Annotated in this window: 12 protein-coding genes; all 12 read right to left on the reverse strand. The window is 31.3% G+C overall.

Annotated elements, in window-relative coordinates:
- Nucleotides 1-11: 11 nt before the first annotated feature.
- The 12 genes from AC5LAX_RS07695 to AC5LAX_RS07750 all read right to left on the reverse strand — a co-directional run bounded on the left by AC5LAX_RS07695 (nucleotide 12) and on the right by AC5LAX_RS07750 (nucleotide 13,589).
- On the reverse strand, nucleotides 12-1,190 hold the full coding sequence (locus AC5LAX_RS07695; protein WP_008537949.1) for a phosphoglycerate kinase: 1,179 nt from the start codon (nucleotides 1,188-1,190) through the stop codon (nucleotides 12-14).
- Between the two features lie 76 nt (nucleotides 1,191-1,266).
- Nucleotides 1,267-2,280 carry a type I glyceraldehyde-3-phosphate dehydrogenase gene (gene gap / locus AC5LAX_RS07700; RefSeq protein ID WP_018999480.1) on the reverse strand — a complete coding sequence of 338 codons (1,014 nt, stop codon included), beginning with the start codon at nucleotides 2,278-2,280 and terminating at the stop codon, nucleotides 1,267-1,269.
- A gap of 414 nt (nucleotides 2,281-2,694) precedes the next feature.
- Nucleotides 2,695-4,050, reverse strand: coding sequence for a thioether cross-link-forming SCIFF peptide maturase (gene scfB / locus AC5LAX_RS07705; RefSeq protein WP_026296953.1), 1,356 nt, complete (start codon nucleotides 4,048-4,050; stop codon nucleotides 2,695-2,697).
- Between the two features lie 156 nt (nucleotides 4,051-4,206).
- Nucleotides 4,207-4,347 (reverse strand): six-cysteine ranthipeptide SCIFF, encoded by a 141-nt coding sequence (gene scfA, locus AC5LAX_RS07710; protein WP_008537952.1) that lies wholly within the window; start codon nucleotides 4,345-4,347, stop codon nucleotides 4,207-4,209.
- Nucleotides 4,348-4,475: 128 nt separating this feature from the next.
- The gene (locus AC5LAX_RS07715; protein WP_288909398.1) at nucleotides 4,476-5,591 is read right to left on the reverse strand and encodes a hypothetical protein; all 1,116 of its coding nucleotides are present in this window, start codon (nucleotides 5,589-5,591) and stop codon (nucleotides 4,476-4,478) included.
- 25 nt (nucleotides 5,592-5,616) lie between these two features.
- The gene (locus tag AC5LAX_RS07720) at nucleotides 5,617-6,399 is read right to left on the reverse strand and encodes a polysaccharide deacetylase family protein (protein WP_493263817.1); all 783 of its coding nucleotides are present in this window, start codon (nucleotides 6,397-6,399) and stop codon (nucleotides 5,617-5,619) included.
- Nucleotides 6,396-7,355, reverse strand: coding sequence for a DNA-binding protein WhiA (gene whiA / locus AC5LAX_RS07725; protein WP_022228139.1), 960 nt, complete (start codon nucleotides 7,353-7,355; stop codon nucleotides 6,396-6,398). Before whiA ends, AC5LAX_RS07720 begins: the two co-directional genes overlap by 4 nt.
- 39 nt (nucleotides 7,356-7,394) lie before the next feature.
- A complete protein-coding gene (locus AC5LAX_RS07730) occupies nucleotides 7,395-8,687 on the reverse strand; it encodes a gluconeogenesis factor YvcK family protein (RefSeq protein WP_288909397.1) in 1,293 nt (430 codons plus the stop codon).
- Nucleotides 8,688-8,717: 30 nt separating this feature from the next.
- Nucleotides 8,718-9,605 carry an RNase adapter RapZ gene (gene rapZ / locus AC5LAX_RS07735; protein WP_008537958.1) on the reverse strand — a complete coding sequence of 296 codons (888 nt, stop codon included), beginning with the start codon at nucleotides 9,603-9,605 and terminating at the stop codon, nucleotides 8,718-8,720.
- A 57-nt stretch (nucleotides 9,606-9,662) separates the two neighbouring features.
- A complete protein-coding gene (locus AC5LAX_RS07740) occupies nucleotides 9,663-10,469 on the reverse strand; it encodes a Cof-type HAD-IIB family hydrolase (RefSeq protein ID WP_288909396.1) in 807 nt (268 codons plus the stop codon).
- 72 nt (nucleotides 10,470-10,541) lie between these two features.
- On the reverse strand, nucleotides 10,542-11,951 hold the full coding sequence (locus AC5LAX_RS07745; RefSeq protein WP_288909395.1) for a TIGR00341 family protein: 1,410 nt from the start codon (nucleotides 11,949-11,951) through the stop codon (nucleotides 10,542-10,544).
- Between the two features lie 156 nt (nucleotides 11,952-12,107).
- A complete protein-coding gene (locus AC5LAX_RS07750) occupies nucleotides 12,108-13,589 on the reverse strand; it encodes a glycoside hydrolase family 32 protein (RefSeq protein WP_288909394.1) in 1,482 nt (493 codons plus the stop codon).
- Nucleotides 13,590-13,884: the final 295 nt, after the last annotated feature.

Here is a 13,884-nt window from a genome sequence, read left to right on the forward strand (position 1 = left end):
ATTTATTTTTATTATTTGTCAGCAATAGCTGCAATACCTGGCATTGGTTTACCTTCGAGGAATTCTAATGTAGCACCGCCACCAGTGGAAATGTGAGTAATTTTGTCGGAAAGACCAGTTTTCTTAAGAGCAGCAATGGAGTCACCGCCACCAACAATGCTGATACCAGTGGATTCAGCAACTGCATGAGCGATATCTTCAGTACCATGAGCGAATGCATCAAATTCGAATACACCCATAGGTCCATTCCATACGATTGTTTTTGCATTTTCTAAAGCTTCTTGGCATTCTTTGCTGAATTTATTGTCAAGAATCATCCAGTCAGCTGGAACTTCATCAACGGATACAGTTTTGTGATTTGCATCTGCTGCAAATTTATCTGCAACAACAACTTCAGCAGGAAGGAATACTTTTACGCCTTTTTCTTCAGCTTTTGCAAGTAATTCTTTAGCAAGTGGTAATTTTTCTTCTTCGAATAAAGAAGAACCAATACCTTTACCTTGAGCAGCGAGGAATGTATTTGCCATACCGCCACCGATTACAACTGCATCAGCTTTTTCTAATAAGTTGGAAATAACACCGATTTTGTCAGAAACTTTTGCACCACCAATGATAGCAACGAAAGGACGTTCTGGATTGGATAATGCTTTACCAATGAACTGAATTTCTTTTTCAATTAAGAAACCGCCAACAACTTCTACATACTGAGCAATACCAGCGTTAGAAGCATGTGCTCTGTGAGATACACCAAATGCATCATCAACAGCAACATCTGCTAAAGAAGCAAGTTGTTTTGCAAATTCAGGATCATTTTTAGTTTCTTCATTGTGATAACGGAGGTTTTCAAGAAGTAATACTTCACCTGGTTTTAAATCAGCAGCAGCTTTACTTGCAGCTTCGCCAACACAATCTTCAGCATATTTAACTTCTTTACCTAAGAGTTCAGAAAGTCTAGCAACGATAGGTTTAACAGATAATTCAGGAACTCTCTGTCCTTTTGGACGACCAACATGGCAAGCAAGAATAATTGCTGCATTGTTTTCTAAAAGATAATTTAAAGTAGGTAATGTAGCACGAATACGTTTGTCATTAGTGATGTTTTGATTTTCGTCCATTGGTACGTTAAAGTCTACACGAATAAAGACTTTTTTACCGTTTACATCAATGTCTCTAATAGATTTCTTATTCATTAAATAAAACCCTCCGTAAATTCAAAATAGGACCGGCCTTTTTAAGACCGGTCCATAAAAGGCTGCACAAATCAAATTACTTAAGTTCAGCGAAGTATTTAATTGTACGAACCATCTGGCTAGTGTAGCTGTTTTCGTTATCATACCAAGAAACAACTTGTACTTGAGTGTTGCCATCTTCCATAGGAGCAACCATAGTCTGAGTTGCATCGAAGAGGGAACCAAATCTCATACCGATAACATCGCTGGATACGAGTTGTTCTTCAGTGTAACCGAAAGATTCAGTTGCAGCAGCTTTCATAGCAGCATTGATTTCATCAACAGTTACATGGCCTTTTACAACTGCTACTAAAATAGTAGTAGATCCTGTAGGGGTAGGAACGCGCTGTGCGGAGCCGATTAATTTACCGTTTAATTCAGGAATAACAAGACCGATAGCTTTTGCAGCACCAGTGGAGTTAGGAACGATATTAACAGCTGCAGCACGAGAACGACGTAAGTCACCTTTACGCTGAGGGCCATCAAGAGTCATCTGGTCACCAGTGTAAGCATGAACTGTAGTCATGATACCGCTCTGGATAGGAGCAAGTTTGTTAAGAGCGTTAGCCATTGGAGCTAAGCAGTTAGTTGTACAAGAAGCAGCGGAAATAACTGTATCGCTAGCTTTTAAAGTTTCATGGTTTACATTGTAAACGATTGTAGGAAGATCGTTACCAGCAGGAGCGGAGATAACAACTTTTTTAGCACCAGCTTTGATATGAGCTTCTGCTTTAGCTTTGGAAGCAAAGAAACCTGTGCATTCTAAAACTACGTCTACATCAAGTTCGCCCCAAGGTAATTCTTCAGGATTTGGTTTAGCATAGATAGTGATTTCTTTACCATTTACAGTAATGGAGTTTTCACCAGCTTCAACGCTGTCAGCATATTCATATCTACCCTGAGTAGAATCGTATTTAAGAAGGTGAGCAAGCATTTTTGGGCTTGTTAAGTCGTTGATTGCAACAACTTCATAACCTTCTGCATCGAACATTTGTCTGAAAGCGAGACGACCAATACGGCCGAAACCATTAATAGCAACTTTAACTGCCATTTTTAAAATACCCCCTAAAAAGTAAAAAAAAATTTTTCCAGTTTACTGGAATAATATTTAACTAAAATATGTAAATACATACTCTAGCTTATAACAACTTAATTAGACCACTAGACGTATAATCATAAATTATCGTTCAAATATATGTCTAAGTTTTTCACTAGGATTATAATACAATAAATTATATCAAATTGTCAATCTAAATCAGCAGTTTTTCCGTTATAAATTTATTATCCTATTAATAAAAATAATTTATCTAACAAAATCTTTACAAAATTTTTATAAAAATATATTTTCTTGTAAAGAAAAAAGAATTTTTCTCCTAGATGTATTTTTTATCTTCTATAGAGAAAAATTCTTTTTCAAAGTGTAAACCGTATATTAATTAAAATATATTACATTTTTATAAATGAATTATAAACCAAATTTTTCAGCAGTTTTTACTACAATAGCACATTCACAACGTTTTTTCTGTAATTCACAACCAAGTTCATATGGTTCATGGATATTGCCATGGAATAAGTCAGCATTAGCATGACAACCACCACTACAGAAGAACTTAGCCCAACAATCACGACATTTTTCTTTGCTTAATACATGAGTTTTTCTAAATTCTTTTGGAAGCTCTTTATTTTTTACGCCTTCAAATACATTTCCAAGCATGTAATTTTCTCTGCCTGCAAACTGATGGCAAGGATACATATTACCATCTGCAGCTACAGCATAATATTCATGACCAGCTCCACAACCACTCAAGCGTTTAGCTACGCAAGGACCATGTTCTAAATCGATATTAAAGTGGAAGAAGAAGAAACCTTTACCTTCTTTTTTACGTTTTAAATAAATTTCTGTTAATTTATCATATTCAGCAAAGATTTTTGGTAAATCTTCTTTTGTAAATCCATATGGAGAATCTTTTAATACAACTGGCTCTACAGATAAAATATCAAAACCTTCATCAGCCATGCTGAGTACATCTTTAGAAAAGTCCATATTGCGATTAGTGAATGTACCACGTAAATAATAATTATTGCCATCACGGGAATCAACTAATTTTTTAAAGTTTTTAACAACTTTATCATATGTGCCATGTCCACCAACATCAGGACGCATATAATCATGAACTTCTTTTCTACCATCAAGACTTAATACCATGCTGATATTGTTGTCATTGAGCCATTTAATATTTTCATCATTTAATAAAACACCATTTGTAGTAAGTGTTAATTTAAATACTTTTCCTGTTTCTTTTTCTTTTTGACGTACATATTCTGTTACATATTTTACAACAGGCATATTAACAAGTGGTTCGCCACCGAAAAAGTCAATTTCGCAATGTTTACGTTTACCGCTATGTGCAATGATATAATCAACAGCAGCTTTACCAACTTCTTTTGTCATCAAACGACGGTCATGACCCATATCACCTGTACCAGCAAAACAATATTTACAACGTAAATTGCAATCTTCTGCTACAAGAAGGCACATGGATTTTACAAGACCTGTTTCGCCAAAATATGGAGGTACATCAATATCAGGAGCAAATAATTCTCCACGTTCCATTAATTCATGTAATTCTTCTAAAATTTCACGAAGGTCTTTTTCATCATATTTATCAGCCAAATTTTTAATTACTTCTTCATCATTTGTGCCATCAAAATAATCCATTACATCATAAACAGTTTTATCAATTAAATGTACAGTAGAGCTATTCACATCTAATAATATGTACATTCCATTTTGATAAAACTTGTGTATTTTATTACTCATAGCCATTATTTAAAATTCACACCTCTAAAAATAAATATAATTTATAATTAAACTCAATATATAAATTTATAATCGAGTTATTTATTACCATAAATTTTAAACTTTTTAAAATCACTAAGAAAGGGACTGTCAATACAGCCCCCTACTTGAGAAATATTAGTGTTTTTCGCAAACCTGATTGCCAACTGTGCAAGAAGTTTTGCAAGCAGACTGACAAGAAGCTTGGCATTCGCCACAACCGCCAGTTTTAATAGTAGCCTGAAGGTAAGGTTTGTTAACAGTTTTAATATGTTTCATACTTATCTCTCCTTTGCGATTTAATATATAATATTGTATATGTTTTTAATCAAATAAGCAAGTCTAGCAAAATATATAAAAAAACTACCTGAAAATCATCATCTTCAAGTAGTTTTTTTCATTTTCTATTATTTTTCTGGTATTAAAATAATTTGTACTGGTAAATTTGATGCTCCTGGTGGTGTATATAAAAAGCTTAATTTATCACTATTATTATATGTTCCTAAATAAGCATAGTAATTAATATCTTTTTCATGACCAAAGAATGGCAAATCATCTGGTGTAGAAATCATTTTATATTCACCATTTTCACCAACTTTTACTGCCATAGCACCAGCATAAACTCCACCTAAAGGCTTAAGATAAAAACTTGTCTTCCCTTTGCCTTCAAGCTTAGGCTCAAAATTATATACTATGCCATAATTACCAAAATTTTGTGTAACTGAATTATCGGTATTATCTTTACCATATTTATAAAGGTCTGTTTTATTATCACCTATATAAAAATACGCTCTTCCCATTTCTTCTGGATTATAAGCTCTTCTATTTGTTAAATAGCGTTCTTTTCCCTCATACGTTCCTCTTAAACGATGCTGGTCTTTTTCCAAAATAGGCGCATAATTTACATATCTTAATAAATTTTTATCAGTAGGTGCAATTACTACGCTCACCTTTAATGGCTTTTGCGCATAAAAATCAAAAATACCATATACTAAACCACCACTTGGCACAATACGTTCATCATCTTCTACACGCAAAAAAGTTTTACTATATGGAGCAAGTTCTATTTCTCTAGTTTCATGACTATTAAAATATCTTTGCATAGTTACTTTTCCTACATAAAGATAATCTTCACTAGGGCCTGCCACAGCTTCTTTTGTTACTTTAACCACATTAGATTTATCAGACATATTCTGAATAACTACAGCTATTTTTTTATCTTCCTTCATTCCATTTAAGTGATAATACAATAATCGTGTATCACCTTTCACTGTATCTTGATATAAAATTCCATCTTGCTCCACAGTTTCAGGAGAATCAGAAAATAAAAGGGTAGTATCATCATCTTTTGTTTCCATAAATAATAATTTATCGGCTTCATATTTTTCTACATCTTTATCTTTATTTGCTAAAACTATTGTGTTTTTTAAATCTTTTTCATTATTATCTTGAGCTTGAACTAATGTAAAATTACATATCATTGCCAATGATAATACAAATGAAAAAATCTTATTTTTTTTCATAAACAAAAAATACCCCTATCCTTTATTAATGCTGATTAATTCCTAATCTATATAAAATTTTTGTCTTTAATATACGCCATTGAAAACCTATATAGCCAAAACGATAATTTGACACATTTGTTCGTTGTAATAAATATTTATCGGTCTTAAAAGTATTATATCCAGCATCACCTGTTACTGCTGCTAAATAATTATTATCTTTTAAACACTGAATACTTTCCTTTGTATAAACTCCATTAGGATAAGAGAAGAAATATATTGTTTTTAATCCATTCCATTCCATCAATAATTTAGATAATTTAATTTCATTATCCAAATTTTCTACTTCAGTCAATGGTAAATGATTTGCCGTATGACTGCCAATTTCAATATTATTATCCTGCATTTCTTTCAACTGTTGCCAACTAACATAATTTTCTTTACCAATATAATTAGTTGCCATAAACATAGTGGCTTTCATGCCCATTGCATTAACCATAGGCATCATATTAGTATAATTATCCTCATAGCCATCATCAAAAGTTATAATAATAGGATTTTCTGGCAATTCTTCACCATATTTTTCAGCACGAATAAAATCCATCATTGAAATTGTATGGTAATTATTTTCCTTAAAATAATCCAATTGTTCTTGAAATTGTTCCCTAGATAAAGAATAATCATCTGTATCTACAGTGTCATCATTGACACGATGATATTCAAAAATCATAACTCCCTTTGGTGGATAAATATATACTGAAGCAATCACTCCACCCATAAATATTACAAATAAAAGTATTATACTCAACGCTATTTTTTTTAAATTCATTCTTTTATACTATTGTCCTTCCTGATTTGCATTGCTAAAGCATCAATCTTACGCATGCGATGATTAATCGCAGAACGACTACAATTTAACAATTCCGCCAACTCGGTAAGCGAAGCCTCTGGATTATTTAAACGTAAATTAGCCGTTTGTTTTAATACTTTCGGTAACTCATCATATTCGTCATATTTTATCAATAAATTTATATTCTCAATTTGCTTCATAGCAGCATTAATCGTTCTTTGTAAATTAGCAGTTTCACAATTAACTAAACGATTAACCTGATTTCTAATTTCTTTTAAATTACGTGCAGATTCAAAAGCTTGCAATAAACTTTCCTCTACACCAATTAAAGCTAATAATTCTAAAATAGCTTCACTTTCTTTTAAATATACAATATATACATTTTTTCTATCTGTAAGTCCTACAGGTAAATATAATTCATGACACAAATCACGTATCAACTTTGCAAAAGTATAATTATCTGTTACAAATTCTAAATGATATTCACCTTCTGGTTTATTGACAGAACCACCACCTAAAAAAGCTCCTCTTAGATAAGCTATCTTACAACAATCATTTTGTAAAATATTGCGGTCAGTACCTGCATCTAATAAATTTTTTGCAGTCAAAAACCCTAATTTCTTCAAAATGCTACTAGCTTCTGGCGATGGTGTAGCTCTAACAGCATAATTATTGTGTTTTCGTAGACGACGAGAACGTCTAACTGTAACTTCTGTATGAATACCTTGTGGTACACTTGCTTTTAACAAAGTCAAAATTTTTCTGGCCACTGCCGCATTTTCAGTAACAAAATTTATACCAAAATCATGTTTGCTATTAAAAGAAATAGTGGCTCCCATACGTAGCAGTGCAGCTAATTCCGCTGTTTTGCAACATACTTGAGAGCCTAACACATGTACCAATTCATTCTTAACTTGACTTGCAAATGATGGCATCTAAAACCAACTTTCAAAATATATTATTCTATTTTAAACTCAATTTTCTTTTAATGTATGATATATTTTCATTACATTTTGTGCTAATTTCATTGAATCATGATGTATCATTTCTGAATCATCAATTATATCTGCTTTAAATAAACCAACACCTAAATCTTCTACAGCTTTTTCGTCAACAAGCACAGGATATTGACCTTTTTGCGCATAATATTCCTGCATTTCTGCGGAAATCTCTTTATTATTAACTAAAACATAATCAACTATACCTGCACCGCCATGTTCAATTAAAGCTTTTACATGCATAGAAGCTGTATAATCATCTGTTTCTCCTGGTTGGGTCATTACATTACAAATATAAATCTTTATAGCTTTACTTTTTTTGATTTCATCAGCAATATTATCCACTAATAAATTAGGGATTATACTTGTATATAAACTTCCTGGACCAAATACAATAACTTCAGCTTCTCTGATAGCTTTTATGGAAGAAGGCACTGGCTCTACATGGTGTGGAAAAATATGCACACGTTTTATTCTTTTATGCACTAACGGAATTTGAGACTCACCTTCTACAACAGTTCCATCTTCCATAGTCGCACTTAAACGAATTTTAGCTGTTGTCGCTGGGAAAACTCTCCCTTTTACAGCTAATACACGGCTTGACTCTTTTAAAGCTTGTTCAATATCGCCAGTAACTTCTGTCATTGCAGTGATAAATAAATTACCAAAACTATGACCAGCTAAATCACTATTTCCACTAAAACGATATTGAAATAACTTTTCCATCATTGGTTCTGTATCTGCTAAAGCTACTAAACAATTTCGCAAATCGCCTGGAGGCACAATATTAAACTCCTCACGAAGTCTACCAGAAGAACCGCCATCATCTGCTACAGTAACAATAGCAGTAGCATTTCTAGTTTCCTCTTTCATACCACGAAGAAGCACAGAAAGACCTGTACCGCCACCAACAACCGTAACATTTGGACCTTTATCCAATTTGCGATGTTCATAAATCATATCTACTAATCTTCCAGACTTATCAGGAACAAGCACTGTTATCAATGAACGAATGACCATTCTTGTAGCTGATAACATTATTATCAAGCCAAAGACGATTATAGCTATGCCTACGATTGCAGTTATCATATAATCATATGAACCTGTCCATGTATACACAGCATAAAATAAAAATTCTTCAATGCTATCTATATATTTATAATTGAATACTATGGCTAAGCCTAAACCTGTAAGCAGTGCACCAACAGCAAATAAACATAACCAACGCTTAAATCGCATTCCAGGATAAAGCCATTTTAATAAATGCATTTAATCCCCTACTTTCTTATTTTACTATGTTCAATTTGCTCTATGTTCTCTTACTTCATTTTTCATCAAATCACGATGTTCTAAATTTGCCACATAACCTTTTTCATTTAATAAATTATATAAATGATTAGCTATATATACAGAGCGATGCATACCACCTGTACAGCCCACAGCAATTACCAACTGACTTTTTTCTTCATTGATATATTGTGGTATTAAAAACTCTACTAAATCATCTAATTTCTTCTTAAATTCTTTAGTAACTTCATGTTTTTCTATATAAGCTGCCACTTCTGGCACAGTTCCGCTCTTATAGCGAAGTTTTTCATCATAAAATGGATTAGGCAAAAATCTCACATCAAAAACTAAATCAGCATCTAAAGGCAAACCGAATTTAAACCCAAAAGATAAAATACTGATATTCATTTTTCCTGTATCATCAGTTTTAAACATCTTTGTAAGGCGTTCTTTCAATTCAGCACGTTTTAAACAGCTAGTATCAATAATGAAATTAGCACGTTTTTTGATTTTATCTAAAGCTTTACGTTCAAGTTCAATAGCATCACTAACTAAAACATTAGGGTCCATTGGATGACGTCTACGAGTTTCTTTATAACGACGAATAATTACTTCATCAGAAGCATCCATAAATAATAAATGATAATTTACTTTTTGTGCATCAATCTCATCTAAAACTTGATTAAATGTATCAAAAAAATCTTTACTACGTGTATCTACTACCAAGACAAATTTCTGCATATTTTCTGTAGAATTACTACATAAATCTACAAATTTTGGTATCAATACAGGAGGTAAATTATCAACACAAAAATAACCCAAATCTTCAAGATTACGACATGCTAATGTTTTCCCAGCTCCAGACATACCAGTAACAATTATCAAACGAAAATCTTTCATATCTAACACCTCTAATCTATAAACTAGGAACATTATCCATTCTTATATAATAATCGCTCAAATATCTTTTTTCAATACATATTTATAAATTGCTTCGGCAACGCCATCATGTTCACAATCACCCACAACTACATCACCACAAGCCTTGACATCATCTTTAGCACTTCCCATAACAGCGCTAAATCCAGCCACTTTCAACATAGGAACATCATTATTTGCATCACCTATAGCCATCACTTCATCTATGCCCAAACCTAGTTTTTCTGCCAAATGATGAAGACCACTTGCTTTACTTATATTAGGTGCCATTATTTCTACATAATTAAATTGAGATTTGGCAGCATGAGCTTGACCAGAAAATTTTTCATTAAAAAGCTTTGCCACTTCATCACTTTCTTCATTACTAGTAGTGATGACTAAAATTTTAGGAATTCTATCTACTAATTCATATACTTTTTCACCGATGGCACAACCTTTTATATTAATACCTTCTTCATATCCTTTTGTCTTATCTGTATAAGCTTCGTAATATAATTTATCATCTTGATAAGTTTGAAAATAATACTTCATTTCTTTGCAATAATCATAAATTTCACTGACAATTTTTGGAGGTAAAAAACCTTCAAAATACACTTTTCCAGATACAGATTTTATTAAAGCACCATTATAAGTAATAATGGGCACATCTAATTCTAATTGTTCAGCAAATCTACGAGATGCCTCATACATTCTACCTGTTGCAATTGTTGGTATAATACCTTCTTTTGCCATTTCCTTTATAGCTTGTTTATTAGCTGGAGATATTTCACCATTTTTATTTAATAATGTACCATCTAAGTCTGTAGCAAATAATTTTATACTCATAAAACCACACTCTTTTCTTATTAAGAATTTATTCAATTATATCATAAACTTACATAATTTATTTTTTATTTATCACCAAGATATACCATTCCCTGAAATGATATTATCTTCATTATCAGAACTAATTTGAACATTTAAAATCACAGGCATATTAGCTTCGCTTTCCATCCATGATTTCAATTTTATTACATCTTGGCTAGATAATTGTTCTTTTACATATACAATGACCATAAATTTTAAAGCGTTTACTTCACCTTTTTCATTGATATTATTAATTGTTCCGCCTTCAATCTTATCAATCTGTGGAAATAAAATCTTTCCTTTTGTATTAAAAGCTTTTAAGATTGCTTGATTATCCGTTATTCTTTGATATGCTGGATAATATTGTACACTTAAATTTTGATATTTCATCAAATCACTATCTTTATTAGCCACATTCAAAACGCCATCACGCTGTTGAATACTACTATTTATCAATTTTTCAATATCTTGCTTTGAATAACCTTCATCATAAACATTTTGAATAATTTTCAAATTTAAATCTTTAAGCTGACTATAATTTAATAAATCTTTTTTCAGTTTATCAATCTGTGTCTCTTCTAAAGTTTTGCCGATTAAAACTACTTCAAAAGTCTTACTATCTTCTCTTATATGATAAGCAACTACTTGTCTATCATCATAATTAAAATATTCATTTATATAGCTAGTAGCTTGTGCTTTTTCTACATTATCTCTTACACTTTGATAAGCTGTATATACACTAGGAATGATTGTTATAATACCGATAATTGCTAAATAAAATTTCTGTCTGCGCAACACTTGAATAGATACATATTGTTTTGCAGGAACTTTAATAAATTTTAAAACTATAAAAGTTGACAAACAAATAAACACACCATTTATACAAAATAAATATAAAGCACCACTAAAGAATTTCAAAGAATGTGTAGCGATACCATATCCCGCAGTACAAAGTGGTGGCATCAAAGCTGTGGCAATGGCTACACCTGGAATTACATTACTTTTTTCTTTACGAGTTATACCTATTATCCCTGCAAGTCCACCAAATAATGCTATCAAAACGTCCCATATCGTAGGTTCTGTACGTGCCAATAACTCTGAAGAAGCCGTAGAAATTGGTGATATATAAAAATAAATAGTTGATGTTAAAATGCAAAATCCTATTTGAAATAATAATTTTAAAAATGACTCACGTACATAAGCCGTATCATATGTAGCTATACCATAACCTATAGCCATAATAACACCCATAAGTGGAGATATTAACATTGCCCCAATAATTACAGCTGTACTATTCATATTCAAGCCAATAGAAGCAATAAACATAGCTAAAATTAAAATAGCCATATTCGTACCTTTTAATAAAGCTCCACTTTCAATTCTCTCGGAAATTTCTTCCATTGATGCCCTATCTGCATTCAAATCGAATACATCTAATAATACTTTTTTCAAATAGTCCATAAATTATCACCCTTTCTCAAAATAAATTTTGTGACTTTTCTTTAATTATAAATAACTTCATAACAATAAGCAAAATATTACTTTTAAAATTTTACATAAAAATAAAGGATAGATAATTTTTATCTATCCTTCTATCAAAATAATTATTTTTTATTATTAAATTTCGTAAAAATCAATTTTAGCTTTTATTTCACCCATAGGCTCAAAGACAATTCCTGTTGCTTCTTGCGTAGGATAAACACGAGAACTGATTACATATTCTCCACCATTGATAAAAATTTCTAAAGAAGAATAATCACTGAATATCTGCAAAGAAATCTTTTCATCTTGTAAATTAACTTTTACTTCACGTTCACCAGTTACACCTTTACCAGATTTATCGCGATTTAATTTAAATATTTTACTATTTTTATCATAGCTAATAACCGTTTCTTCATTTTCAGAAACACGCAATTTTAAGTTAAAACCATTTGCTTTTGTCAAATCAAAAACAGTATTTAATTCATAACAATCGCCATTTATTCCTTCTAAAATACAATTTTGAACTAAGTTTACATCATAATTCACATTATTTTTTCTTAATTTTTTCAACTCTGGTATTGGTAAACTATATACTTTGTTGTTTTTCACTTCTAAAACACGAGGAATACTCATCATACCAGCCCAACCTTCTTCTTGTTCTGGCATCTCGCTTTCCCACATAGCAAGCCAACCAATCATTAAACAACGATTATTTTTTTCATCCTGCATTATTTGCGGAGCATAAAAATCAAAACCATAATCTAACATCTCAAAGTCATTTTCACGTTCAAAAATTCCTGTATTATAGTCCATTTTTCCTAAGAAATAACCTGATTGATGTAAATTTAAAAATTTATTACCTTCTGGCTCTACACCTTGAGGAGATAAAATCAATATTTCATGATTATCTATCTCTGCAAAATTAGGGCATTCCCACATAAAACCTAAATTTTCTTCTTCTGTAGACATAGCCATTACATTAACAAATTCCCAATTCAATAAATCCTTAGATTTATAAATTAATGCTTGTCCTGTTTTTTCTGTTGTTTGAGCCCCTACTACTTTATAATACATATCATTATATTTCCAAACTTTAGGGTCTCTAAAATGCTCCTTAAGAATATTTAAATCTTCAGGAAAACTATCTATATTGATAATTGGATTGTTCTCCAATTTTTTAAAATTTATACCATCTTCACTGATTGCTACACATTGAGTTTGCAATTGTGCATCATCTTTATCATTTTCTTTATCCAAAACTACATGTCCTGTATAAAAAAGATATAAAGTATTATCTTTTTCTATTGCACTACCAGAAAAGCAACCATCTCTATCATATTCATCAGTTGGTGCAAGTGCTATCGGTTTTGTTTTCCAATTAACTAAATCCTTACTTGCTACATGTCCCCAATGCATAGGGCCCCATTGGCTAGAATATGGATGATATTGATAAAATACATGATATTCATCCTTAAAATAACAAAATCCATTAGGGTCATTAATCCAATTTGCAGGAGCACTAATATGATATTGTGGCTTCCAATAACTTTTTTTGGCAATTTTTGCCATTTTACTTTGATATTGTTCTGCTTTTGCTAAAGCTTCTAAATGTGTCAAAATCTCTCTCCTTATATTTCATGTTTATGAAATTAAAATTTCACGAGTATATATAAAACCCGTTTGATGGTTTTATATAATATCACCATCTTCAAAAAAATGCAACCATTTTTTATAAATTATATTAATAACTAAATATGCTTAAAATTTATATTATATATTATGAATGTTAAACAAATATTAAGATTTTATAAAAAAAGAACTACTTAAATGACATGCACCCAAAATATTGGACATATTAATTAAGCTACTAATTGAGACTTAGTTCTGTATTCTACGGGACTAAGTCCTTTTA

The organism is Megamonas sp., assembly GCF_986095205.1.